The organism is Oceanobacter sp. 1_MG-2023 (assembly GCF_030689025.1).
Lineage (GTDB): Bacteria > Pseudomonadota > Gammaproteobacteria > Pseudomonadales > Oceanobacteraceae > Oceanobacter.
Genome location: NZ_JAUYWA010000030.1, coordinates 1 through 26,179 on the forward strand (window position 1 = coordinate 1; position 26,179 = coordinate 26,179).

The following is a 26,179-nucleotide window of genomic DNA, read 5'->3' on the forward strand; positions in this document are numbered from 1 at the left end:
TTCGCTGCATTCGTCGCCTTGCTCTGAACAACGGCAACACTCGCGCAGAGCCGTGCAGGATTAAATAGATGTCCCCTAGTAGTTGCCTGGCTCGTGAATATTATCTGAGCCATGGCTTCGTTATATATATGTTTATATAACGGCAAATTACATACCAGAGTGAAAAACCTTTAATGGCGCTGTTTTGAACGGATAAAGTCGTCAGAACAAACGTTTATTGTTGTTTTTTGTAAGACAAAAGGATGAGTTTGTAGGAATTACGACATGATTTCAGGCCACCGTTCTGACATAAAAGTATCAGAACGGTGGCTGCTGTGACGATTGGGGCAAGACGGAGGGGAGGTGTATCAGGACGGATCAGGCGACTTTTTTGTGTTTTTCATAAAGAAACCGCAGCACTTGATGGCGCAGGTGGTTATAGCGAGGGTCGTCGGCCAGTTCCAGGCGGTTACGTGGCCGCTCCAGATCAATGTCGAGAATTTCGCCAATGGTCGCCGCCGGGCCGTTGGTCATCATCACGATACGATCCGACAGCAAAACAGCTTCATCGACATCGTGAGTAATCATGATAACGGTGTTGTTCAGCTCTTTCTGGATGTCCATCAGCGAGTCTTGCAAATGGGCACGGGTGAGGGCGTCCAGCGCCCCGAACGGCTCATCCATCAGCAAAATGTCGGGTTCCATTGCCAGTGCCCGGGCAATACCGACCCGCTGTTTCATGCCGCCAGAAATTTCGTCCGGGCGCTTGTGCATGGCGTGAGTCATATGTACCAGCTCCAGATTGTGCTCAATCCAGGCGCGCATCTCGGCTTTGGATTTTTTGCCCTGGAAGACGGTTTTGACCGCCAGCTCAACGTTTTGATAGGCCGTTAGCCAGGGCAGCAGCGAATGGTTCTGGAATACAACCGCCCGTTCCGGCCCCGGTTCGTTGACCTCACGGCCGTGGAGCATGACGCCGCCTTCGGTTGCTTGCAGCAAGCCAGCAACGATATTCAGCACCGTGGACTTGCCACAGCCCGAGTGCCCAATCAGGGAAATGTATTCGCCCTGTCTGATTTTCAGGTCAACGTCGCGCAAAGCGCGGAAGGCGCCATTAGGGGTTGGAAATTCGATGCCAACGCGGCTGATGTCGAGGATCACGCTCATAATAAATTCTCCGGTGTTAATGGCTTAACGTACGTTGGCTGATTTGTCCCAGGACACTGCTTTTTGCAGGCTGAGCATCAGACGGTCGAGGGCAAAACCGATCAGGCCAATGGTGATTACCGCTACCATGATGCGGCCAAGGGAGTCGGATGAGCCGTTCTGGAATTCATCCCAGACAAACTTGCCCAGCCCGGGGTTCTGGGCCAGCATTTCGGCAGCAATCAGTACCATCCAGGCAATCCCTAATGACAGTCGCAAGCCGGTGAAAATCATGGGAATGGCAGAGGGCAGGACGATTTTGGTGACATGCGTGATGAAGTTCAGGCGCAACACCTGACTGACGTTTTGCAAGTCCTGTGAAATGGACGCAACGCCCACGGATGTGTTGAGCAAGGTAGGCCAGAGCGAGCAAAGCATGACCGTGATCATGGAGTTCACAAACGACTTGGGCACCGCCGGGTCATCCGAGACGTATACGGCGCTGACCACCATGGTCACCAGTGGCAACCAGGCCAGTGGGGATACGGGTTTGAATATCTGGATAATCGGATTAAACGCGTCGTTCAGCGTGGCGCTCAGGCCTGTCAGGATTCCCAGTGGAATAGCGATCAGCGAGGCCAGAATAAAGCCCGTCATGACGGTTATCAGGCTGGTCAGGATCTGATCAAAATACGTGGCTTTGCCGGTGTAATCCCGAATCTTTGGCACATAATCGGGGTCTTCGGCCACGCGGGCATCATTGCGCAGCTGTTGGCGTTCATAAAAGGCCTCTGCCTTTTCGCGCTCGGCAATGTGTTCGCTGATCAGGCCCTTGCTCTGTTCGTACACATCCGCAGGGCCGGGGAAATTACCCAACGAGGTTTCGATATTACTGGCGGCTCCGTGCCAGATCATCAGGAACACCAGGATACCGGCCAGCGGCACACCAATGGCTTTGGCGATGATCTGGAAATTCAGACCAATGTTGTCGCCTTGCAGGATTTTCACTATAGGCTCAAGCCACGGCAATTTCGACAGTGCCATATTCATGTTGTATATCTCCGGGTCGCACGGTGGTTGCTGACGTTCGGGGCATCGCCCCGCCGTGTATGCCGCATCGACCGTTGTTGTTGGTATGGGTCGATACGGGGTCTGATAAATCTATCGAATGTTAGATTTTGTCGTTGCCTTGCAGACCAATTTTGAATTTTTTCAGGTAGGCGTTGGGGGCTTTACCGTCATAGGTTACGCCGTCGATAAACTGGGTCTGCGGGGCTTTGAAACCGTCTTCGGTCGTGAAGTCCGGGAAATCCACAGCATCCAGCTTGCCTTCCTTGATCAGGGCTTTGGCTGCATCGGCATAGATGTCTGGACGGTAGACTTTTTTGGCAATATCCATGTACCAGCTATCCGGTTGGGCATCGGCAATTTGTCCCCAGCGGCGCATTTGGGTCAGATACCAGATCGCATCGGAGTAATAAGGGTAGGTTGCGTTATAACGAAAGAAAACGTTGAAATCCGGTACGTCCCGGGTGTCGCCTTTTTCGTATTCAAAGGTGCCGGTCATGGAGTTGGCGATCACGTCGTAATCAGCCCCCACATAGTTGGATTGGGAGAGAATTTTAACGGCTTCCGGACGGTTGGCGTTGTTGTCGGCATCGAGCCAGGCAGCGGCACGAATCAGTGCCTTGACCACGGCCTTGTGGGTGATCGGGTATTTATCGGCCCATTGCTGGCTTACACCAAAGACTTTTTCCGGGTTGTTTTTCCAGATTTCATAGTCGGTAATCACCGGTACGCCAATGCCTTTGAACACGGCTTGCTGGTTCCAGGGTTCGCCCACGCAGTAACCGTAAATGGTACCGGCTTCCATGGTGGAGGGCATCTGTGGTGGTGGCGTAACCGACAGCAAGGCATCGGCATTGAGTTTGCCCGAGGTATCGCCTTTGGCGGGGGCGTAGTAGCCGGGGTGAATGCCACCGGCTGCGAGCCAGTAACGCAGCTCATAGTTATGGGTCGATACCGGGAATACCATGCCCATATTGAAGGGCTTGCCTGCTGCCTTGTACTTGTCAACGACCGGCTTCAGGGCATCGGCCTTGATTGGATGGATCGGTTTGCCATCGGCTCCCATGGGGACATAAGGCTTCATTTGTTGCCAGATGTCGTTGGAGACGGTGATGGCGTTGCCGTTCAGGTCCATGCTGAAGGCGGTGATAATATCGGCCTTGGTACCAAAACCGATGGTGGCGCCCAACGGCTGGCCTGCAAGCATGTGAGCACCGTCCAGCTGGCCGTCGATCACACGATCCAGTAGCACTTTCCAGTTCGCCTGGGCTTCCAGTGTGACGTACAGGCCTTCGTCTTCGAAGTAGCCTTTTTCATAAGCAATGGCCAGAGGCGCCATGTCCGTCAGTTTGATAAAGCCGAACGTGAGCTCTTCTTTCTCGGGGTACTGCTTTGCCAGCGCAGCAGGTGCCGCCAGCGTCGCCAGTCCGGTTGCCAGAATGGCAGCACTGGTCAGTAATGTTCGGCGTAATGGAGTAATTACTCGCATCATATTTCCTCTCTGAAGCAGGTTTTGAAGCAAAAAAAAGCGCCACAACGTGTAAACGTTGTAGCGCCTTTGCTTGAATTCTGTGTTTTAAATGCAGTCCGCCATTGGACTTGTATAAGGACTGATATTCAAACGATGTGCCAAAACCTGAGCATCACCCGGAAAAAGAAACAAAAACCGCTGTCACGCCCATACAGCGGGCCTTGGGTGGTATTTTTGTGAATACCTCAAGGCTGGGCCAACAAGTGGTAATTCCTCATCGCCTGATCAATCGGCACAAGACTGGTGCAATAACGGGCCGGGTTAGCCCGGTTTTGGGCGTTTTCTGACGGTGTTTTCTGGTTTCTGGTGACAGGATTAACGATGATAACTAAACGCCGTTGGTGCCATGGCCACACCATCCAGCTGCCACGGATCGCGATGATCCAGCGCCAGCCGGGTACCTTCTGCCACGAGTGCAGGCCGCTGTAATGCTTGCTGGTACAGGTCGCTACGGTAGCACTCGCGGATAGTTTCTTCGCAGTCCAGGGCGGAACTGACCCAGCCCCAGCGCTGCATTTGTTGCAGGAACCAGACGCCATGCTCTTGCCAGGGATAGTTGGCCAATGAGCGGTGGAACACCAGCATATCCGGCTGCTGCTGCTGGGATTCTCCGGGGCGGTAAACAAACTCGCCTACCAGTGCTGGCAAAGCCGCCGCAACCGGAATCTGAATCGCATCGGCCAATAAGGCTCCTGCGGCTTCGCGGTGATCGTCCAGCCAGAGAGTGGCCTTGTCCAGTGCCCGGATCAGGGCCTGGGTGGTGTTGGGGTGAGTATTGGCCCACTCCTGGGTCAGTCCCAGTACCTTGTCGGGGGCGCTGTGCCACAAGTCCGGGCCAGTCAGCAAGCATTCGCCAACTTCTTGCTGGATCGCTACTGAGTTCCAGGGGGCACCGGCACAAAACCCATCGATATGAGACAGCGATAAATGATCAACCATTTGTGATGGCGGCAGTACCACCAGAATCACATCCTGATCCGGGTCCACGCCCGATGCGGCCAGCCAGTCCCGTAGCAACAGGTTGTGAATGGAGTAGGGATAAACGGTGGCAAAAATCAGCGGCGACTCACCCCGGGAACGGCGGCTCTGAACCAGCTTTTTGAGTGCTTTGCCTGAGGCGATAGCATCCCCTGAAGGAGATTGCCCGGAGGCCTGCTCTTCCAGCTGTTGGCCTAACGATCGTGAGATCGTAAAGGCGTTACCGTTCAGGCCAAAGGCAAAGGGAGCCATCATGGCTTTTTTCAGGCCACCCAGACCCAAATGGGTCGCCAGTAACATCGGGGCCAGCATTTGTGCACCATCGAGATGGCCGACCAGTACCTTGTCACGAATATTGGCCCAGGAGACTTCCTGTTGCAGCTCGACGTTGAGGCCTTCTGCGGCAAAGTAACCCTGGGCATCGGCTACCAGTAGGGGCAGGCTGTCGCTCAGTGGCATGTAGCCCAGTATCAGGCTGGATTTTTCCAGTGGATCAGAGTCTGTCATAGTCAACCGTTCAGCAGGTTCATTACCGAAATAATGTTTTTGGCGACATCCACCATACGTTGGCCGCGATCCATGGCCATTTTGCGCATGGCGTGATACGCCTCTTCTTCCGACATGTTTTTTTGCTTCATCAGCAAGGCTTTGGCTTCGTCCAGCAGACGTCGGTCGGCCAACTGGTTTTTGGTTTTTTCCAGCTCGCCACGCAAAGCCTGGAATTCCCGAAAGCGGGCGACGGCCACATCCATAATGGACTTGACGCGAGCGGGGTTGAGACCATCGACAACGTAAGCACTGACTCCGGCCCGTACGGCTTTTTCAATAGTGGCGGGGTCGTCTTCATCAGAAAACATGATCACCGGCTTGGGGTTGTGCTGATTCAGCACGGTCATATGCTCCAGCATGTCCCGATCCGGGCTTTCGATGTCGATAATAATGACGTCTGGCTGGTGTTCCATCACCTTTTTCATCAGGCCCTGGGCACTGGCGAGGCAGGCAACGACTTCACAACCGGCATCCGACAGTGCCTGTTGCAGGATGGCAGCCCGAGGGGCCTGGTCATCAACAACCATGATTCGGGGCGGAGGGCTCCCCTGTTTTGCTCGGGATTCACGGTGGGCCATTATGTTGGGCTGTATCTCGATAAGTTAATAAGGATGTTAGCAGTTTTTGCTGGAATAACAGAAGCGTGCAGGGATTCCCTGTTGTTGTTATGGACGCAGCGGCCAATGACGCTTTTGTGATCAGATACTGGTCTTTTGCACGGCTGAGGCGGTCAGGTGTTAATTAATAGGGATATTACCGCCAATTTCCGACTATTTGACTGGGTTATTCTTCAGTCTTGGGCCGAATTTTGGGAGAATAGCCAATCTTTGGCGTCCGCCAGTCCGTGTATACAAGAGCTTGAATTTTATGTCGCAGTCCAACCAGCAGCCGGTCACGACCGAGGTGCCACACCTGTTTTCGCATTTTCCCTATTGGGCCGAGTGTTTCGGCACCGCACCGTTTTTGCCAACGACGCGAGAGGAAATGGATCAGCTGGGCTGGGACAGTTGCGACATTATTGTGGTGTGTGGTGATGCCTATGTCGATCATCCCAGTTTCGGGATGGCCGTCATCGGACGGCTGCTGGAGAGCCAGGGCTTCCGCGTCGGCCTGATTTGTCAGCCAGACTGGAACGATCCCGATGCCTTTACCTGCCTTGGCCAACCCAATTTCTACTTTGGGGTATCAGCGGGCAATATGGACTCGATGATCAACCGCTACACAGCGGATCTCAAGGTACGTTCGGAAGACGCTTACACGCCCGGCGGTGAACCGGGCAAGCGTCCGGATCGGGCCGTAATTGTCTATTCGCAAAAAATCCGTGAAGTGTACAAGGATATTCCGATTGTGATTGGCGGAATCGAAGCCAGCCTGCGCCGGATTGCCCAGTACGATTACTGGAGCGATCAGGTACGGCGGTCGGTATTGATCGATTCCGGAGCGGATATCCTGCTGTACGGCAACGCTGAACGGGCATTGGTGGATCTAACCCACAAACTGGCCGAAGGGCGCGATATCAAGGATATTATCGACCTGCGTGGTACCGCCATTTTGCGTGATGCCGCGCCACAAGGCTGGACTGAAATCGACTCAACCCGCATCGACTGGCCGGGGAAAATCGACGTTATTGCCAACCCCTATGAAATGAAAGAAGCCAACAGCGACAGCTGTGCTTCCGACCAGCAAGCGCTGGAAGCAGGGGCTGACGCCGACACCGATATCATGCCGGTCAAAATTGTTCCGATGCCATTGCAGCGCAAGGTCGAACACGACAACAGTCGCACCTATATTCGTTTGCCCTCATTCGACAAGGTACGCAACGACAGCGCCCTGTATGCCCATGCCTCACGGGTGTTACACCAGGAATCCAACCCCTATAACGCGCACCCGCTGATGCAAAAACACGGTACCCAGGAAGTGTGGGTCAACCCACCGCCCATTCCGCTGGAAACCGACGAAATGGACGCCGTCTTTGCATTGCCGTACCAGCGCATTCCACATCCGGCGTATGGTGATGCCCGCATTCCGGCTTACGATATGATCCGGTTTTCGGTGAACATCATGCGTGGCTGTTTTGGCGGCTGTACCTTCTGCTCGATTACCGAACACGAAGGCCGCATTATTCAGAGTCGGTCGCAGGAAAGCATTATTCACGAGATTGAAGAAATCCGTGACAAGGTACCAGGGTTCACAGGCACCATCTCCGACCTGGGCGGCCCAACCGCCAACATGTATATGCTCAACTGCAAAAGCGAGACGATCCTGAAAAACTGTCGTCGGCTGTCGTGTGTGTATCCCGGTATTTGTAAAAACCTCAAAACCAGCCATAAACCGACCACCGAGTTGTATCGTGCTGCGCGGGCCTTGCCCGGCGTCAAACGTATCGCCATTGCCTCTGGCTTGCGTTACGACCTGGCGGTAGAAGACCCGGAATATGTACGTGAACTGGTGACCCACCACGTGGGTGGCTTGTTAAAAATTGCCCCGGAACATACGGAAAAAAACGTCCTCACCAAAATGATGAAACCGGGGATGGGCACCTACGACAACTTCAAACGCATGTTCGACAAGTTCTCGAAAGAAGCCGGTAAAGAGCAATATCTGGTGCCGTATTTTATTGCCGCCCATCCAGGCACCGAAAACTCAGACATGATGAACCTGGCGCGCTGGCTTAAAAGCCAGAAAATGCGTGTTGATCAGGTGCAGACTTTTTATCCATCACCGATGTCACTGGCCACGGCCATGTACCACTCCGAACGTAACCCGTTGCAACGGATGAGCTACAAAACCGCCAAAATGACCATTCCCCGCGACATTGAACAGCGTCGTTTGCAAAAAGCCTTCTTGCGTTACCACGACGAACGAAACTGGCCGATGCTGCGTGAAGAACTCAAACGTATGGGACGCCATGACCTGATTGGTAAAGGCCCGGATGCCTTGATCCCCGCCGAAGATGCTCCCTCCGGTAGCCGCCAGCGTCCTGGCTACCACGCCAAAGGACGTGGTGTGCAAGGCAAGGCCACCAAAGCACCGGTTGCGCAAAAAGCCGACAGCGGCAATAACAAAGCCCGTTCTCAAGGCGCCGCAGCGAAAAAAGCCAAAGGCGTGGTCAGTGGCAAGGCCGCTGGCGCAGGAAAAGGCAGCGCAGGCAAGGCACCATTTGCCAAACGCGTGCGTAAACTGAAATAACCGATGGCGACAGAACGGTAGGGAACAGCGCCGTCCGTGGCCATACCAGTGCCGTTTGTGTTTGTTAGATTGGGTATTGGAGCGGGTATTGGAGTAGATATTGGGGCAGCCATGGAGGGCGTCCCTACGATTCGGGTAGCCAAAAAATCTGAAGTTCGCAATCCAAAGTAATAAGAGAAACTGCTCAACGCGCAGTTAAAGAAATACCACAGCAAAATAAACCCCATCACGATGCACATGAGCCAATATGATTTTATTTATTACGGGGTTTGAAAAATGAAATAACAAGCGCTGCTGAACGGCCTGACGGGCCAGTTTTTGCGAGCTTGATGTTGAAATTCAATAATAAAATGAATACCTCGGACGCATGGAACTTCACAGCATTGGAGTGCTGAAGTGTGCAATAAACGAGGGCGACAGAGGCGCCAGTTTCTGCCAGAATCAGAGCCATAAGTCCGACCTTGCCCACACAGTAATACCCGGGATGGGTAAGGCATTGATACCATGGAATCGTTTCTGCAATGGCTAAAGCACCCGCAAAATCTAAATCATCAAAAAAACAAAACACCTCCTTTGAAGAATCCCTTTGGGACAGCGCCAATAAACTACGTGGCAGCGTCGAGTCATCTGAATACAAACACATCGTATTGAGTTTGATCTTTCTTAAATTTATCAGTGACAAGTTTGAAGCCCATCGCCAGGCACTAATCGACGATGGCAAAGAACAGTTTATTGATATGGTGCCGTTTTATGCCCAGAGCAATGTGTTCTACCTCAGTGAAGAGGCACGTTGGGCAACGTTGATCAAACACAGCAAGCAGGATGATATCGCCCTTAAAATCGATACCGCGCTGCACACCATCGAGAAAACCAACCAATCCCTGGCGGGAGCCTTGCCGGATAACTACTTCTCACGTTTAGGGTTAGAAAGCAGCAAGCTGGCGGCGTTGCTCGATACCATTAACAATATTGATACGCTGGCCAACGAATGCGAGATGAGCGAAGACGATCTGGTCGGCCGGGTGTATGAATACTTCCTCGGTAAATTTGCCGCCAGTGAAGGTAAAGGCGGGGGCGAGTTCTATACGCCCAAATCGGTAGTGGCCCTGCTGGCCGAAATGCTGGAACCCTACAAAGGTAAAATCTACGACCCTTGCTGCGGCTCGGGCGGCATGTTTGTGCAATCGGTCAAGTTTGTAAACAGCCATAACGGCAACCAAAAAGAGGTCTCGATCTACGGTCAGGAATACACCAGCGCCACCTATAAGCTCGCCAAAATGAACCTCGCCATTCGGGGGATTAACGGCAACCTGGGGGATGTTGCAGGGGATACCTTCTTTAAAGATCAGCACCCTGATCTTAAAGCCGATTACATTATGGCCAACCCGCCGTTTAACCAAAAACAGTGGCGCGCCGACAATGAGTTGGTGGATGACCCGCGCTGGGCCAGCTATACCGTACCGCCCACCGGTAATGCCAACTATGCGTGGATACTGCATATTCTCAGTAAACTCAGCGAAAGCGGCACCGCCGGTTTTGTCTTGGCCAATGGCTCCATGAGCTCTAACACCAGTGGCGAAGGCACCATTCGCCAAGAGATTATCGACAACGACCATGTGGATTGCATGATCGCGCTACCGGGGCAGCTGTTCTACACCACCCAGATTCCCGTGTGTTTATGGTTCCTTACCAAAAACAAAGGTGAAGATAAAACCCACGGCTATCGTCACCGCCAAGGGGAAACCCTGTTTATCGATGCCCGCCAGATGGGCACCATGGCCAGCCGTATTCATAAGGAGCTGACCCCCGATGACCTAGCCAAAATCGCCGGAACTTACCACGCATGGCGTGGTGAAACGCAAGATGGCAGCGGCACGCTAGCGCACTATGAAGATGTGGCCGGTTACTGCAAAGCGGCCAGCTTAGCGGATATTCAAAAGAACGATTATGTACTCACCCCCGGTCGCTATGTGGGCGCGGCGGATATCGAAGATGACGGCATCCCCTTTGAAGATAAAATGCGCGAACTTAGCCAAACTCTCTATGGCCAGATGAAAGAAGCCGAAGCGCTGGATAAAACCATTCGTCAGAACTTAGAGGTATTGGGTTATGGGGAGTGATTTTGGGCTGTCTAATTATCCTGAGGAGTGGAGGTTAACGACACTAGGTGAACTGCTTGATTCTACTGGTGGGTCGGTTCAGACAGGGCCTTTCGGTAGTCAGTTACACGCCTCTGATTATGTGAATGAAGGTATTCCTTCGGTTATGCCCAAAAATATATCAATTGAGGGTATTGTAGAAACTGATATTGCTAGGATCACTACTGAAGATGCCCAAAGGCTCTCAAAATACTTACTTCTAGATGGGGATGTTATATATAGCCGTCGTGGAGATGTAGAAAAGTGCGCTCTAGTGAAACAGGAGGAATCTGGTTGGTTATGCGGTACTGGATGTTTAAGAGTCCGGCTTGGTGAAAGGTCTAGAATCACCCCCGAGTTTTTACATGCATACCTATCATCTCCGGCGATTAGGGAGTGGATTTCAAGAAATGCTATAGGTGCGACAATGCCGAACTTAAACACATCTATTCTTCGTGATGTGCCGGTATTAGTTCCTGAAAAAAGAGAGATAAACTTTATAGCGGATAGCTGGAACTTAATTAACAACAAAATCGAACTCAACCGCGAAACCAATAAAACCCTGGAGCAGATGGCACAAGCCCTGTTTAAAAGTTGGTTTGTGGATTTCGACCCCGTGATCGACAACGCCTTAGCCGCGGGTAAGCCTATCCCCGAGGAACTGCAAGCACGCGCCCAGCGCCGCCAGCAACAACTCGCCAAACCGGATCACCAACCCTTGCCCGATGATGTGCGCCAGTTATTCCCCAGTGAGTTTGAAGAAACAGAAGAATTGGGCTGGGTGCCGAAGGGGTGGGAGGTGAAAAGGGTAGATGGAATATTGGAGTTAGCATACGGGAAAGCTTTAAAAAAGACTGATCGAGTCGATGGGAATGTTCCTGTTTATGGTTCGGGAGGTATCAATGGTTATCACAATAGCTCAATCGTGGATGGTCCAGGAATCGTTATAGGAAGAAAAGGAACGGTTGGTTCTATTTATTGGGAGAGCGGCCCTTTTTATCCAATTGATACGGTTTTTTTTGTTAAACCAATAGATGATTATAGTTTGAGTTTTTGCTTCATGATGTTGCAAGTACTGGGGCTTCAAGATATGAATACAGACGCTGCCGTCCCTGGTTTGAATAGAAACAATGTATATCGTTTGTTGTTCCCTGTAGCGACTGCAGAATTATTGAAGTTTCTTTCTGATTTTCTGGATTCAATTAGACATAACATAACGTTAAATAATAATGAAACTAAGACTTTAACCAAACTCCGCGACACTCTTCTCCCTAAACTGATCTCCGGCGAACTGCGTCTGCCTGACTCTCTGCTCGATAGCGAAACCAACCCACTGATGGATGAGGTGAGTTGATGACGCAAACCCGTTTACCCATGGCGCTGTTCAGCAGCGAAGATGGCCGTGTACGTCTGCAACTGAAGCTTGAAGATAAAACGAGGGTGTTCATAGTTCTGTGTCACCCATTACTTACAGATCCGAGGTGTAGTGGTTCAATGATTCCGGACAGTTGCCCGCGAAGGCAGGCGAGAGGTGGAGCGGACTGACTCTATTCGCACGAGCGAACGACGTTATCGCTTTACTGTGATAGATTTTACTTATGGTATAGAGAAGTTTGTAAGCTTTAACGAATATTACCCCGTCAGGTTGAAGTAACCGCTAAGACTGCAACGCTGACAAAACACAACAGGATGTCGTGCCGTGAAATTTACCGAAGCCCAATTAGAAAGTGCCATTATCCAACTACTGGGGGAGCAGGGTTATCCCCATGTATTGGGCAGTGAGCTTTCGCGGGGAACCACTGAGGTATTGATCAAACCGGATCTGCGCGCTTTTTTAAGTCAGCAATATGCCAGTGAGGGTATCACTGATCATGAGATCGACGGCATTATCCGCCAGCTTGAATTGCTATCGGCGAGTGATCTGTATGAGAGTAACAAAACCTTCTGTAAGTGGTTGAGTGATGGTTTTTTACTCAAGCGCGAAGACCCTAATGATAAAGACATTTACATACAGCTGATCGATTACAGCGATCTTGCGGCGATACGTGTGCCAACAGTGGATGAGGTCGACCAGCTATCCCTTGTTGCCGAAGAAGGCGAAGGCTATCAGGCTCAGCGGCACACGAATAACCTTTTTAAAATCGTTAACCAGTTAGAGATTGAAGGGGTGGCTTCTGCCAGTGGCGGAGAGCTGCGTATTCCCGATGGTATTTTGTATATCAATGGTTTGCCGCTGGTATTGTTTGAGTTTAAAAGTGCTATTCGTGAAGAGGCCACCATTCACGATGCTTACGTGCAAATCTGCACCCGTTACCGCCGTGATATTCCTCAGTTATTTGTTTACAACGCCCTCTGTGTCATTAGTGATGGGGTGAATAACAAGATGGGCAACCTGTTTGCCTCCTATGAGTTTTATTATGGCTGGCGCAAAGTCAACGGCAATGAGGCGGTCGATAAAGAGGGCATCGATTCACTCACCAGTATGCTGCAAGGGTTGTTTGATCATCGGCGTTTACGTGAGGTGATTCGGCACTTTATCTATTTCCCTGATAAGAGCCATCAAGAGGTCAAGGTCGTTTGTCGTTATCCGCAGTATTATGCGGCCACTAAACTCTACCAAAGCATTAAAGCGCATCAGAAACGGCCTGACAGTGCGGGTGAGATTATCGACGATGACCCTTTAAGAGACGGAAAAGGCGGCACCTATTTTGGCGCTACCGGTTGCGGCAAAAGCTTTACCATGCAGTTTTTGGTACGCCTGTTGATGAAGAGTGTGGACTTTGCCAGCCCCACGGTTGTGTTGATTACCGACCGTACCGATTTAGATGATCAGCTGTCCAGGCAGTTTACCAATGCCAAAACCTATATTGGCGATCAGATTGTTGAAACCGTGACCTCCCGTGCTGACCTGCGCGACAAATTGCAGGGCCGCCAGAGTGGCGGTGTGTTTTTAACCACGATTCATAAGTTTACTGAAGATGTCGCGCTGTTAACGGATCGCTGTAATGTGATCTGCATTTCCGATGAGGCTCACCGTAGTCAGGTGAACCTTGATCAAAAAATATCGGTGGTGACCGAAGGCAAAAACCGAGGGGTTAAGAAAACCTACGGCTTTGCCAAGTATCTGCATGACTCTCTGCCGAACGCCACCTATGTGGGTTTTACCGGTACGCCTATTGATGCCACTCTGGATGTGTTTGGTACGGTGGTGGATAGCTACACCATGAACGAGTCCGTCAAGGATGAGATTACCGTGCGCATTGTGTACGAAGGCCGGGCGGCAAAAGTGATTCTGGATAACAGCAAGCTGAAAGAGATCGAAGCCTACTATCAGCAATGTGCCGACGATGGCGCGAGTGATTACCAGATAGACGACAGCAAAAAAGCGATGGCCAGCATGGGGGCGATTCTGGGTGATCCTGACCGTATTCGCACGTTAGCTAAAGACTTTGTCGCGCACTATGAAGATCGTGTTGCTGAAGGCTCTACCGTGGCTGGCAAGGCGATGTTTGTCAGTAGTTCTCGCCAGATTGCGTATCAGCTGTATCAGGAGTTACAACGTTTACGTCCGGAATGGTTTGAGGTGCTGGAATGCGCCAAGGGTGAATCACTTAGCGATAAAGAGCGCAAGGAGATAAAAGCCTCTGCGCGGGTGCGCATGGTGATGACGCGCCATAAAGATGATGAAAAAGTGTTGTGGGATCTGCTCGGCACTAAAGATAATCGTAAAGAGCTGGATCGCCAATTCAAGCAGGCAAAGTCTAACTTTAAAATCGCCATTGTGGTGGATATGTGGCTGACCGGCTTTGATGTGCCATTTCTCGATACCATGTATATCGATAAACCCGTCTCACAGCATAATCTGATACAAACGATTTCTCGGGTAAATCGTAAGTTTTCCGGTAAGAGCAAAGGGCTGGTGGTGGATTACATCGGCATCAAAACCCAGATGAACAAAGCGCTGAAGCAGTTTGGTGGCAGTGGTGATGATAATTTTGAAGATATTGCTGCCTCGATTGTTGAGGTGCGTAATCACCTGGATCTACTGAACAAGGCTTTTTATCATTTTGATAGTTCAGATTATTTCAGCGGTGATCCTGTTGGCCAGTTAAACTGCCTCAACCGGGCTGCTGAATATGCAATGCAAACAGACAAAACCGAAAAGCGCTTTATGGATATTACCAAGCGTTTAAAGGCGGCCTATGACATCTGTTGTGGTAATGAGCAGATCAGTAAAGCTGAGCGTGATCATATTCACTTTTATATGGCGACCCGCTCTATTATCTACAAGTTAACCCGAGGTACGGCACCGGATACGGCGCAGATGAACGCCAAAGTGCGGGAGATGATCGCCGAAGCAATTAAAAGTGATGGTGTCGAAGAGATCTTTAAACTGGGTGAAGAAGCATCCACTGGGGATGGTGCGATTGATATTTTTGATGAAGATTATCTAGCCAAGATCGACAAAATCAAACTGCCGAATACCAAGATCAAACTACTGCAAAAACTGCTGGAAAAAGCCATTGGCGAAGTCTCGAAAACCAACAAGATGCAAGGGGTCGATTTCTCTAAAAAGTTCAAGGCGCTGGTGGATAAATACAACGAACGCAAAGAAGATGATGTGCTTGTCAGCAGCGTGCTGGAAGACTTCTCTAATGAAATTATCGACCTGTACCATGACCTGAAAAACGAAATGACCTCGTTTGCCGATATGGGCATCGACTTTGAAGAGAAAGCGTTTTACGACATTTTAAAATCCCTGTCGATTAAGTATGACTTCACTTACCCCGAAGACAAGATGATCGAACTGGCTAAGCATGCCAAGGAAGAGGTTGATAGTGTTGCCAGTTTCCCCGCATGGAACCAGCGGGAAGATATCAAAGCCGAGCTGCAAGTGAAGCTGATCTTGTTACTGGCCAGGTATGGTTATCCACCGGTGGCCAACGATGATGCTTACAAAGAGATCCTGGAACAGGCGGAGAATTTTAAGAAATATCGAGAGAAAACAGGCTGATTGTCGTTATGGGTGGAAGCTGTATTCAGCGCCAGGGTGGTGTGCAGGCCCTGGAGACGAAACGACCGTTCTCTTGACCTTGACCTTGACCTTGACCTTGTATGGGTAAAGGGGAATGGATCGCATATTACCAGCGCCGTCCGTGGCCATACCAGTGCCATTTGTGTTTGTTAGAGGGGTTTTTATTTACCCGCGTTCAAAGCGGTATCAATATCGCTGGCGTTATGACGTTCTAACAGTTGTTCGTTTGGCTCACCAAAATTGCGGTTGATAATACGGCCGCGTTTAACCGCCGGGCGTGCATCAATGGCTTTGGCCCAGCGCATCACGTGGGTGTAACCCTCGGCTTCAATAAATTCGGCGGCATCGTACAGGCGTCCGAGAATCAATGCGCCATACCAGGGCCAGATGGCGATATCGGCGATGGTATATTCGTCGCCACACATAAAGGTGTTGTGTGCCAGGTGCTGGTCGAGTACGTCGAGCTGACGTTTGATTTCCATGGTGAAGCGGTTGATGGGGTATTCAAATTTTTCTGGGGCGTAGGCGTAAAAATGACCAAAGCCACCGCCCAGCATGGGGGCACTGCCCATTTGCCAGAATAACCAGTTAAAGCATTCGGTACGGCCGGCGGCATCGGTGGGAATAAAGGCATCAAACTTTTCGGCCAGGTACATCAGGATGGAGCCGGATTCAAATACTCGTTGTGGTGGTGTGACGCTGTAATCCAGTAGCGCTGGAATTTTGGAGTTCGGATTAACGCCGACAAAACCGGAACTGAACTGGTCGCCATCAACAATCTGGATCATCCAGGCGTCGTATTCTGCGGCGGTTTTTCCTGCTGCCAGCAGCTCTTCCAGCATTACGGTGATCTTGATGCCGTTAGGTGTTCCCATGGAGTAAAGCTGCAATGGGTGTTCACCCCGAGGCAATTCCTTGTCGTGAGTGGCTCCGGCTACCGGGCGGTTTATATTGGCAAACTTGCCGCCATTGCCAGGTTCCCAGGTCCAGACATTGGGAGGCGTATAGGTCGTATCGCTCATGATTCAGTCTCCATCGACAGGGTAAAAGTGTACAGGGGACATCCATTTGATCCGGTGCTCACTCTGGGCTACCGGATGATTTCGAATCACGGAGCCGACTTGCAGGCCTGACGGGTCAAGTCACAAGTCGGCGACACTCGCGCAGAGCCGTGCAGGATTAAATAGATGTCTCCTACAGTGTATGAAGTTAGCGGGGTTTGACTACGGTGCTTTCTGGCACGATGAGTTGCAGTTGGCTTGATGCAGCTGCTTGTGGTCGTTTTATTCTTGGGTAATCTGATACTTATCTCTTCATGACTGTCTGATCAAGGAGGCTGCAATGACGCGTAAACAGCATGGGTTATCGATTGGAATCAACCGTGAAAATGAGCGGTTTTTTATCTCTCTCAAGGCTCAGGGAATCCTGACGCATCGCGATTATGAAACCATTACTCCGTTGCTGGATGGGGCGCTGGCGGAAGTCAATGATCCCAAGGTCAGAATCATGATCGATGGTTCCGAATTTGAAGGCTGGGAGTTACAGGCCGCCTGGGATGATCTCAAACTGGGGTTGAAGCATGGCTCCGAATTTGAGCGGATTGCCATTTATGGTAATGCCGACTGGCAGCAGTGGATTGCCAGAATTGCCAGTTGGTTTATTGCAGGGGAAGTGCGCTTTTTTGATAATTATATCGATGCGCTGGATTGGCTCTGTGATAACAAGGTGGGTGCAACCAGGAAATAAACCCACGAAATAAACCTACGATAGGGTGGTGTCGGTATGCTGTGTCTGGTTTGTCTTTGTTACGACTGGGCCACTAGGGTTAGGGCGCTATGACGCTATCAGGCGGGGGGCCGAAGCCAAGGATACAAAGAATAAAAGAATAAAAGAATAAAAGAATAGCCAGCGTTGGTATTGGTCAGCGTGATGGGCTGCAATGCAGCCCATCGATCGAGGGTTTGATCAGTGCTGCAGTACCTGGCTGAGGAACAGCTGCAAGCGATCGGTTTCTGGTTGTTCGAAAAACTCAACCGGTGTGTTTTCTTCAACGATTTCGCCACCGTCCATAAAGATCACACGGTCAGCCACTTTTTTGGCAAAGCCCATTTCATGGGTAACACACAGCATGGTCATGCCTTCATCCGCCAGTTCGACCATCACGTCGAGCACTTCCTTGACCATTTCCGGGTCGAGGGCGGAGGTGGGTTCGTCAAACAGCATGATTTCTGGTGCCATACACAGTGACCGGGCAATCGCTACCCGCTGCTGCTGACCGCCAGACAGTTGGCCTGGGTATTTCAGCGCCTGTTCTGCAATCTTGACCCGTTCCAGATAGTTCATCGCCATGGCTTCTGCTTCGGCCTTGGGCTTTTTTTGCACCCAGATCGGCCCGAGGGTGAGGTTTTCCAGAATGGTCAGGTGTGGGAACAGGTTAAAATGCTGGAACACCATACCGACATCGTGACGAATGGCTTCAATGTTTTTGACGTCATCGATCATTTCGATGCCGTTGACGATCAGCGCGCCGCGCTGGAATTCTTCCAGGCGGTTGATGCAGCGGATCATGGTCGATTTACCCGAGCCGGAGGGGCCACAGATAACGATACGTTCGCCTTTCTTGACGGTGAAATTAATGTCCTTGAGAACATGAAAATCACCGTACCACTTGTTCAGGCTGGCCAGGGTGATGACATCGCCGGGAGCCTGTATCGGCGCTGTGCCCTGAGAGACGTTGCTGTTGTTCAGATTGGTACTCATCGCTTGGTTTCCGTAAGTCAGGACTTGTGGCTGGTGTCTAGTTTGCGTTCAATGCGGGTGGCGACCATCGACATGCTGAAACAGCAGATCCAGTAAATCACCGCAACAAACAGGTACGCTTCGGTGGAGAAGCCACCCAGCCAGTTGGAATTGGTAAGGGCATTCTGGGCTGTACTGAGAATTTCAAAAATACCAATGATCATCAGGAAGGTGGTGTTTTTGAACAGCATGACCGAGGTGGCCAGAATATTCGGCATGGAGACCTTGATCACCTGCGGCAAAATCACCAGCAAGGTGGTTTGCCAGTAGCTCAGGCCAATGGCGGCGGAGGCTTCATACTGTCCGGATGGAATCGCCTGAAAACCACCGCGATACACTTCGGCCATATACCCCGCCATAAACAGCGTCAGTACGATCCAGACCCGCAACAGTTTGTCGACGTTGGTGCCTTCCGGGAAGAACAGCGGCAACATGACCGAGCCCATAAAGAACAGTGCCAGTACCGGTACGCCACGGAAAAATTCGATCAGTACCACACAGATGCTGCGGGCCATGGGCATATTGGAACGTCGTCCCAGAGCCCATAGAAACCCCAGTGGCATCCCCAGAATAATACTGGCAGACGCGAGGAACAGGTTGAGAGAAAAACCACCCCAGTAGGCGGTGCTGACGTATTCCAGACCCAGTAAACGGCCATCAAGAATGATAATGGCCATAAAGGGGAAGGCCAGCAGCAACATGATATCGACCTTGTTGCGCAGTTTCGGTGGCAACCAGTAAGGGGAGGATAATACGGCCCCTAGCAATATCAGGCTGAGATTGACCCGCCACAGGCTGGCATCCGGATAGTTGCCATACATCAGCGGTTGTATCCAGACCTTGATAAATACCCAACAGGCACCGTCGCCAGTACAGGCATCCTGGGTCTGGCCACTGATATGGGCTGAAATAAACAGCCAGTCGGCCAATGCCGGGATAAATGACCCCAGTAATGCCAGCAGAACCAGAGTGATGGCACTGTTCAGTGGCGAGGAGAACAGGTTGTTCTTGAGCCAGGCTTGTTTGCCAACAACGGTAACGGGCGCTGGCTCAGCGGCTTTGGGATGAAAGATACGACCGCCAGTTGGCGTTGTGGTATCAGAGGGTACGACCGGGTGACTCATGGTTATTTCCTCTCTGCCAGGCTGACTTTGCTGTTGAACCAGTTCATGGTGAACGAAATGGTCATATTGATGGCGAAGTAGACGGCCAGAGTCATAAAGACAATTTCAATGGCTTGCCCAGTCTGGTTCAGGCTGGTACCGACAAAGACGGTAAACAAGTCGGGATAGCCGATGGCTGTTGCCAGGGTCGAGTTTTTCACCAGCGACTGATATTCGCTGTTGAGCATGGGCACAATAACCCGCATGGCTTGTGGTACAACGATCAACTTCATGATCTGGCTGTCTTTCAGGCCGATACTGCGTGCGGCTTCGGTCTGGCCATGAGGCACGGCCTGGATTCCGGCGCGCACAGCTTCGGCAATAAAGGCACCGGTATAGATACTCAGGGCAACCGCCAGCGCCATCAGTTCGGGGATAACGGTGATGCCACCACGGAAGTTGAAGCCTTTTAATTGCGGGTAATCCAGCGTGAAAGGAATACCGGACAGCAGGGTTGCCAGTAGTGGCAAACCGATCAGCAAGGCCAGTGACAGACGTAATACCGGCAGTTGTACACCTTCCAGTTCCTGTTTGCGTTTGGCCCAGCGGTACAGGGCAAAAATACCGATGATGGCCGCAACGATCGAGCCGTACACCAGACCGGCACCGGGTTCGCTAATCAGCTTGGGCAAATACAGCCCGCGGATATTCAGGAAAAAAGCGTCTCCAAGGCTGTAACTGTTACGGGCGCTGGGTAACGCCGCCAGGACAGCGAAGTACCAAAAGAAAATTTGCAGCAGCAGAGGGATGTTGCGGAATATTTCGACGTACACCACTGACAGGCGCTGTACCAGCCAGTTGCTGGAAAAATAGGCAACACCCATCAAAAAGCCAATGATGGTGGACAGCACAATACCAATAGCACCGACCAGTATGGTGTTGAGCAAGCCAACAATAAACGTATCGAAGTAGGTATGGGTGGCGTCGTAATCCACCAGGGTCATCAGAATGTCGAAGCCGGCCGTGGTGCTGAGGAAATCAAAGCCGGTCTGAATACCCCGGGATTCCATATTGGCGAGGGTATTGCTGATGATCAGAAATACAAGATATCCGATCCCGATTACCAGGAGCAGCTGGTAAAACAAGGCACGGAAACGGGGGTTATTATAAAACGCGGGAGCCGAGCCCGCAGGCTGGGTAGGGCGCGTACCGTTGGTCATAGGTCTCTCTCTGTATCCGGTAAAACGCATTCACCCGCCAAAAGGCGGGTGAATGTCATCGTGGCGATCAGCGGATCGGGTTGGAATACATAATGCCGCCCTTGTTCCACTGGGCGTTGAGGCCGCGGGCAATTTTCAGTGGTGAGCCAGAGCCGACGTTACGCTCGAAGACTTCACTGTAGTTACCTACTTGAGAGACGATGTTATAGGCCCACTTGGCGTCAAGGCCCAGTTTGGAGCCTGCGTCGCCGGTGTTACCCAGCAGACGTTGTTGTTCCGGTGTACCGGACTTGGCCAGTTTGGATGCCGTGCTGCTGGTGACATTGAGGAATTCAGCTTCAATCAAGGCAGCCAGTGACCATTTCACAACGTTGAACCAGGCGTCGTCACCCTGACGTACTACGGGTCCGAGAGGTTCTTTGGAGATGACTTCTGGCAATACCATGGCGCTTGATGGCTTTTTCAGGCCAATACGCAGGGCATACAGCTGGGATTGGTCGGAAGTCAGTACGTCACAGCGGCCACTTTCAAAACCGGAACGGGTCTGGTCGGAGGTATCAAAGGTGATCGCGGTGTATTTCATGCCGTGGGCGCGGAAATAATCCGCCAGGTTCAGTTCGGTAGTTGTACCGGCCTGAATACAAACCGCAGCACCGTCAAGGTCGTTCACGCTGCTGACACCGAGGCTTTTCGAAACCATAAAGCCCTGGCCATCGTAGTAGTTGACACCGGCAAAGTTCAGGCCCAGTGATACGTCACGGGTCAGGGTCCAGGTGGTGTTACGGGACAGCATATCGACTTCGCCAGATTGCAGCGCGGTAAAACGCTCCTTGGCGGTCAGTGGCTTGTACTGAACCTTGTCAGAGTCACCCAGTACGGCAGCAGCAACGGCGCGACAGACATCAACGTCGATACCGCTCCACTTGCCTTTTTCATCTTTTTGAGAGAAACCGGCCAGTCCAGTGCTGACACCACAGGATACGGAACCTCGTTTCTGTACATCTTCCAGCGTTCCGGCTTGTGCTGTCATAGAAAGACCGAGTACGAGGCCTGTTGCAGCCATCGTCACTTGTTTCAACATAGTGTGCTCCCTGTGTGAGTAGTATCGAGTAATAAAAGCGTTTGCTTGCTTCGCTCTGTTATTCAATAAAAGTGCCAATAAGTTACTGTTGCTCAAATAATGCACTGAAATCGTTCATGACCCCTTGTGATCAGCATCGTGGCTAGGTCGGCAAAATACAATGGGCAATACAAGACGCAGTTCTGGCATTTTTATCCAGAACTGTACTGGCTATGCATTAATTCTGGGCGATCGGGATTGTTTTTTGCCCTGTTTTGGAGCGATTTTTTTTGTGGGGTTTTTGCGTTGAAGCAGGAATTACCTGTAAGAAAACAGTCTGATAAACGACTGTAAAGTAAATTCCCTGACTACAAGAGTATGTTTATGTCCCGTTCTGTTAACTTCCTGCGCTCGACGACGAGCCGGAATAACTGGCTATTGATGGCTTGTCTGGCATTTTTTTCCCATTGGGCCACCGCCGCCGAAGGCCTGTTTGAACCCTTCACACAAGAGCGGTTTGAGGCACTGGTCGAGCAGCAAGCCCCGGTGCTGGTTGATATTCATGCGGTGTGGTGTCCGACCTGCAAGTTGCAGGGCGAAGTACTGTCTGCCTTCCAGAAAGAGCATGCCCAGTGTGATCTGACCATTTTACAGGTCGACTTTGATGATCAAAAAGAATGGGTGCGTCATTTCAAGGCACCACGGCAGTCCACTTTTGTGTTGTATACCGGCGGTGAACGTAGCTGGTTCAGTGTCGCTGAAACACGGCAAAATGTGATCACAGATGCCTTGAAACAACGGATCGGCTGCTGATCATGCTGGAGTTTTCGTCGATTCCGCTGGCATTTGTTGCCGGTATGCTCAGCATTCTTTCTCCTTGTGTCTGGCCACTATTGCCGATGACTGTCGGGGTTGCCCGTGCCAATGGCAAGATGGGCGTGCTGGCAATGGGAGCCGGGCTCAGTCTGGCGTTTGCGATTGCCGGTTCGCTGCTGACCTTTGTATTGGTCAGTCTGGGTCTGGACCCGGAACTGTTCCGTTACTTCTCGGCGGCACTGTTGATTGTGATGGGGCTGATTCTGGTGATCCGGCCGTTGGCGGATGCGCTGACCCTGCGTTTGTCGATGTGGATGTCGCGACGCAATATCAACAGCGCCAAACTCGACTGGATGGGGCCATTTGGCACTGGTTTGTTAACCGGTATTGTCTGGTTGCCCTGTGTGGGGCCAACGTTGGGAGCGGCGATTGCACTGGCGTCGGTAGGGCAGGATCTGGCATTGGCCTTTGTGATTATGCTGGCCTTTGGTTTGGGAACCGCAGCGGTAATGATCGTTGCAGGGCTGACCTCATCGGCGGCATTACGACGGTTGAATAATCGGATGATTTCCGGTGGTCGTGCTGGCAAATACCTGTTGGGCAGCATGATGCTGTTGCTGGGTCTGGCGGTGCTGTTGGGGATCGACAAACTGGCAGAACGCTGGGCGGTGGGCTGGTTGCCGACCTGGATGGTCAGTTTCTGAAGATGGACACCTACTTGAATGCACTTGAATTGATGGACTAATGCTGAAGGTGGATGCTGAAGGTGGACACCCACTAACGCTCTTGAATGGATACCCATTGGAAGGATGAAATATAGGTATCTGTTTAATAGTGGGTGTCCGGCTTATTTTTGTCCGGCTTATTCGCTTGTTTATTCATGAAAATCCCAGAAATTACTGCTGAATCTTACAAATAAAATGTTGGATGGCAATTAAAGAATAGAACCAATAACCACAAGTTGAAATAGATTTTCTCGGATTTATTTCGTTCGGCTGGCTCTATTGTAAAAAAGATGGCTTGATTATCAGGAATGTATTATGTAAATTCTTGTGATTTTATATTAAAATAAATTACTCGAACCAGAATCAGGATTATTATGTCATTGTTTAAATACTCATCTGGAAGTCAGCTATCCCTGCCGAAAAATGATCAACACCAGTTTGCGATGCAACATGCAATGACGTTGTTTCATGCTAATGCTATTTATAGTTTTATACCTAAAAATGGCTGTTCAACTATGCGTCTATCTGTTGCTGTCGCTAATGGTTGTATTGATGGAATAGAGCAAGGCCATTGGATACATAATAATAATGGTACATTTATGCCTTCTTTGGCAGAAGCAGTGCGAGCCAACTATAAATTTGTTGTTTTACGTTGCCCGTTCAGGCGCCTGGCAAGCGTTTTTCTTGATAAATTTGTTGCGAAAGAGATAAATGCCTGGATGTATCGGGATGTTCTGAATCGAAACATTGAATTAGATGATTTGACCTTTGAGTCATTTGTTTTATCTTTGCAAAAGAAAGATATTTTGAATAGTGATATTCACTGGTGTCAACAAAGTGATTTTTTATTGTATAAAGAATATTCTGATTATTTTTCTTTGGAAAATTTTTCCAAAGCGATAAGCACATTAAAAGAGAAGATTTCTCTTGATGTGATCGATGCTCGACCACTGACCATGCATGGTATTGATGGTTATGAACTATTGGATGATAAAGATTATAGTCAAATAAATGCTTTTGATATTTCGATATTAAAGAGGCAAGGAAAGTGCCCTAGTCCTGCTTCTTTATATACACCCAAGTTAATAGAGGTGGTAAAACGTGTTTATGCCAAAGACTTTACCCTTTATAAAAAAAGATGTGATGCCAGGGATTTGTTGTTTTAATTTCCTGCTGTGTCACGACTAAAGATGGACACCCATTTCAGCTGAATGTAGGCATCCTTTCAACAATGGGTGTCTGTTTATGAGTGGCGGATCACTCAGTGCAGAAACAGATAATCCAGCAGTGGGTGCAGCAACATCCCGAACAGCAATATTTGTACGATGGCCAACAGCGCCAGCAGGGTTGTCAGATAGCGGCCAGTTGCTGTCGACGCTGATGGCAGAACCGTTTCGGAAGCCAATGCTGGATCACTCGTCGCCATGCGATCGCGCAGATTGGTCAGCTCGTGTGGCTGAAAGCCTTGCTGCAACACCAGTTCGTCGGCGATATGTTCAGTTACTTGATGATACATGGATATTAATCGACGGCGGGTCTGTGGCAGCCAGCACCAAAGTAGCCGTTGCAGCAACCAGCGCCTGAGATTGTCGCGCCGCCATTGGTGGCTGTGTTCATGAATCAACACCAGTCGGCGTTCGCGTTCGGTCAGTTCATCAAACAAACCTTGTGACAGGTAAATCACCGGCTGCCAAAAGCCAACACACCAGGCCAGACGCCTTGTCGATGGCACCAGTCGAATATTGCGCTGGCGATCCAGAGTTGAAAGGTGCTGCATCAATTGCAGTTGCCGATGCCGCCGCTGTAGCTGCCACAGGCGCGACCCCAGCACCATGGCCAATCCCAGACTCAGGGCCAGCAGGCTGTTAATTGCCGTTGCGGAATACTCAATCAGTTCTGGTGCATGGACGCCGCATAGATCACCGTGACAGTGGGGGATAAACCAGAAGCCAAGCCAGTCGGGATTGGCCAGCCAAAGGCCTGCACACAAGCCAACCATCCAGGGCATTAGACTCCAATACCAGATCCAGCGCTCTTGCTGGGCAGATGAGCTGGTGCCGAAACGTAACAGCCGGTCGGTGAGAAGGCTGCACAACCAGGCAGAACCACAAAGCGCCACGGCTCCACCAAGAAATACATCGGTCAGTTCAGGAGCCAGATTATTGATCATTGCTTGGGTTGGCGGCTGAGGGGGTGTCTTGTTCCAGTGCCTGGCGCAACTGTCCTTGAGCCTCCGGAGTCGTGGCCGACAGATAGTCGACAAACCCGGCGACCAGTGCCTGGCCGTTGGCATCGCCGAGATCTGTAGCTATATCAGACAATAAACAGGCCACCAGATCAGCTTTCTGCAGCAGTGGCCGGTATAGATAGGAGCGGCCGCTTTTCTCCCGTGCCAGCAGGTGTTTGCGGTGCAGACGCTCAAGGGTACTCTGCACTGTACTGAGGCTGATGTTTTCTTGCTGTACTTGTAAAGACTGGGCTGATTGCGGACTCTGCTGCCAAAGCAGCTCCATCACCAGAATTTCCCGTTCACCCAGCGTTGGGGTGCGGGAGTGACAGCGATGAAAACCAAGCCAGCGTTTCAGTGAGACGGTCATAAAAGATTGAGTATTTTCCACTTGATGACCCAATCTTACACCTTCCGTTGTTTGTTAAGGTGTTTGTTAAGGTGTTTTTTGCTGCCAGCCCCAGACTGGAGCTGGTGTTAGCGGAGAGACGCACCTGGAAAGCAAATCTGGAAAGCAAATCTGGAAAGCAAATCTGGAAAGCAAATCTGGAAAGCAAATCTGGAAAGCAAATCTTTAATAACCGATGGCCAACACCGAGCTGTTATCGGTATTGGC

At 50.8% G+C, this 26,179-nt stretch carries 21 protein-coding genes; 8 read left to right on the forward strand and 13 right to left on the reverse strand.

Going from position 1 to position 26,179, the window contains the following annotated elements:
• Window positions 1-357 precede the first annotated feature (357 nt).
• The 5 genes from Q8W22_RS15065 to Q8W22_RS15085 form a co-directional block, all read right to left on the reverse strand.
• The gene (locus Q8W22_RS15065) at window positions 358-1,146 is read right to left on the reverse strand and encodes an ABC transporter ATP-binding protein (RefSeq protein WP_303434592.1); all 789 of its coding nucleotides are present in this window, start codon (window positions 1,144-1,146) and stop codon (window positions 358-360) included.
• Window positions 1,147-1,170: 24 nt separating this feature from the next.
• Complete coding sequence (locus tag Q8W22_RS15070) at window positions 1,171-2,175, reverse strand: ABC transporter permease (RefSeq protein WP_303434591.1); 1,005 nt, start codon at window positions 2,173-2,175, stop codon at window positions 1,171-1,173.
• 121 nt (window positions 2,176-2,296) lie between these two features.
• Window positions 2,297-3,682 carry a CmpA/NrtA family ABC transporter substrate-binding protein gene (locus Q8W22_RS15075; protein ID WP_303434594.1) on the reverse strand — a complete coding sequence of 462 codons (1,386 nt, stop codon included), beginning with the start codon at window positions 3,680-3,682 and terminating at the stop codon, window positions 2,297-2,299.
• A 357-nt stretch (window positions 3,683-4,039) separates the two neighbouring features.
• Window positions 4,040-5,209 (reverse strand): CmpA/NrtA family ABC transporter substrate-binding protein, encoded by a 1,170-nt coding sequence (locus tag Q8W22_RS15080; protein WP_305452898.1) that lies wholly within the window; start codon window positions 5,207-5,209, stop codon window positions 4,040-4,042.
• Window positions 5,210-5,211: 2 nt separating this feature from the next.
• Complete coding sequence (locus tag Q8W22_RS15085; RefSeq protein WP_303434589.1) at window positions 5,212-5,778, reverse strand: ANTAR domain-containing response regulator; 567 nt, start codon at window positions 5,776-5,778, stop codon at window positions 5,212-5,214.
• A 340-nt stretch (window positions 5,779-6,118) separates the two neighbouring features.
• On the opposite strand from Q8W22_RS15085, the gene Q8W22_RS15090 reads away from it, so the two are divergent.
• Window positions 6,119-8,440: a YgiQ family radical SAM protein gene (locus tag Q8W22_RS15090; RefSeq protein ID WP_305452899.1), complete on the forward strand. Its 2,322-nt coding sequence runs from the start codon at window positions 6,119-6,121 to the stop codon at window positions 8,438-8,440.
• Between the two features lie 253 nt (window positions 8,441-8,693).
• Here Q8W22_RS15090 and Q8W22_RS15095 read toward each other — a convergent pair whose 3' ends face one another.
• The gene (locus tag Q8W22_RS15095) at window positions 8,694-9,041 is read right to left on the reverse strand and encodes a hypothetical protein (protein ID WP_305452912.1); all 348 of its coding nucleotides are present in this window, start codon (window positions 9,039-9,041) and stop codon (window positions 8,694-8,696) included.
• Here Q8W22_RS15095 and Q8W22_RS15100 point away from each other — a divergent pair.
• From Q8W22_RS15100 to Q8W22_RS15110, 3 genes are all read left to right on the forward strand, one after another.
• Window positions 8,962-10,560, forward strand: coding sequence for a class I SAM-dependent DNA methyltransferase (locus Q8W22_RS15100; protein ID WP_305452900.1), 1,599 nt, complete (start codon window positions 8,962-8,964; stop codon window positions 10,558-10,560). The two genes, Q8W22_RS15095 and Q8W22_RS15100, sit on opposite strands and share 80 nt — an antisense overlap.
• Complete coding sequence (locus Q8W22_RS15105) at window positions 10,550-11,932, forward strand: restriction endonuclease subunit S (protein WP_305452901.1); 1,383 nt, start codon at window positions 10,550-10,552, stop codon at window positions 11,930-11,932. Before Q8W22_RS15100 ends, Q8W22_RS15105 begins: the two co-directional genes overlap by 11 nt.
• Before the next feature lie 345 nt (window positions 11,933-12,277).
• Complete coding sequence (locus Q8W22_RS15110) at window positions 12,278-15,592, forward strand: type I restriction endonuclease subunit R (RefSeq protein WP_305452902.1); 3,315 nt, start codon at window positions 12,278-12,280, stop codon at window positions 15,590-15,592.
• Window positions 15,593-15,774: 182 nt separating this feature from the next.
• On the opposite strand, the gene yghU is transcribed toward Q8W22_RS15110, so the two are convergent.
• Window positions 15,775-16,635, reverse strand: coding sequence for a glutathione-dependent disulfide-bond oxidoreductase (yghU, locus tag Q8W22_RS15115; RefSeq protein ID WP_303434580.1), 861 nt, complete (start codon window positions 16,633-16,635; stop codon window positions 15,775-15,777).
• Between the two features lie 319 nt (window positions 16,636-16,954).
• Here yghU and Q8W22_RS15120 point away from each other — a divergent pair, with 319 nt between their 5' ends.
• The gene (locus tag Q8W22_RS15120; RefSeq protein ID WP_305414101.1) at window positions 16,955-17,359 is read left to right on the forward strand and encodes an STAS/SEC14 domain-containing protein; all 405 of its coding nucleotides are present in this window, start codon (window positions 16,955-16,957) and stop codon (window positions 17,357-17,359) included.
• Between the two features lie 219 nt (window positions 17,360-17,578).
• Here the strand turns inward: Q8W22_RS15120 and Q8W22_RS15125 are convergent, their stop codons facing one another.
• The 4 genes from Q8W22_RS15125 to Q8W22_RS15140 all read right to left on the reverse strand — a co-directional run bounded on the left by Q8W22_RS15125 (window position 17,579) and on the right by Q8W22_RS15140 (window position 21,816).
• On the reverse strand, window positions 17,579-18,373 hold the full coding sequence (locus Q8W22_RS15125; RefSeq protein WP_303434578.1) for an amino acid ABC transporter ATP-binding protein: 795 nt from the start codon (window positions 18,371-18,373) through the stop codon (window positions 17,579-17,581).
• Window positions 18,374-18,390: 17 nt separating this feature from the next.
• Complete coding sequence (locus tag Q8W22_RS15130; RefSeq protein WP_303434577.1) at window positions 18,391-19,536, reverse strand: amino acid ABC transporter permease; 1,146 nt, start codon at window positions 19,534-19,536, stop codon at window positions 18,391-18,393.
• A gap of 2 nt (window positions 19,537-19,538) precedes the next feature.
• Complete coding sequence (locus Q8W22_RS15135; protein ID WP_305452903.1) at window positions 19,539-20,735, reverse strand: amino acid ABC transporter permease; 1,197 nt, start codon at window positions 20,733-20,735, stop codon at window positions 19,539-19,541.
• A gap of 67 nt (window positions 20,736-20,802) precedes the next feature.
• Window positions 20,803-21,816, reverse strand: coding sequence for an amino acid ABC transporter substrate-binding protein (locus Q8W22_RS15140; protein ID WP_305414104.1), 1,014 nt, complete (start codon window positions 21,814-21,816; stop codon window positions 20,803-20,805).
• Window positions 21,817-22,179: 363 nt separating this feature from the next.
• On the opposite strand from Q8W22_RS15140, the gene Q8W22_RS15145 reads away from it, so the two are divergent.
• From Q8W22_RS15145 to Q8W22_RS15155, 3 genes are all read left to right on the forward strand, one after another.
• Window positions 22,180-22,608, forward strand: coding sequence for a thioredoxin family protein (locus Q8W22_RS15145; RefSeq protein WP_303434574.1), 429 nt, complete (start codon window positions 22,180-22,182; stop codon window positions 22,606-22,608).
• A 2-nt stretch (window positions 22,609-22,610) separates the two neighbouring features.
• On the forward strand, window positions 22,611-23,315 hold the full coding sequence (locus Q8W22_RS15150; protein ID WP_303434573.1) for a cytochrome c biogenesis CcdA family protein: 705 nt from the start codon (window positions 22,611-22,613) through the stop codon (window positions 23,313-23,315).
• 395 nt (window positions 23,316-23,710) lie between these two features.
• Window positions 23,711-24,502, forward strand: a complete 792-nt coding sequence (locus Q8W22_RS15155; RefSeq protein ID WP_305414105.1) for a sulfotransferase family 2 domain-containing protein — start codon at window positions 23,711-23,713, stop codon at window positions 24,500-24,502.
• Window positions 24,503-24,597: 95 nt separating this feature from the next.
• On the opposite strand, the gene Q8W22_RS15160 is transcribed toward Q8W22_RS15155, so the two are convergent.
• Window positions 24,598-25,506, reverse strand: a complete 909-nt coding sequence (locus Q8W22_RS15160; RefSeq protein ID WP_305452904.1) for a M56 family metallopeptidase — start codon at window positions 25,504-25,506, stop codon at window positions 24,598-24,600.
• Window positions 25,496-25,933, reverse strand: a complete 438-nt coding sequence (locus Q8W22_RS15165) for a BlaI/MecI/CopY family transcriptional regulator (RefSeq protein ID WP_303434570.1) — start codon at window positions 25,931-25,933, stop codon at window positions 25,496-25,498. The genes Q8W22_RS15160 and Q8W22_RS15165 overlap by 11 nt, the downstream gene beginning before the upstream one ends.
• Window positions 25,934-26,179 lie beyond the last annotated feature (246 nt).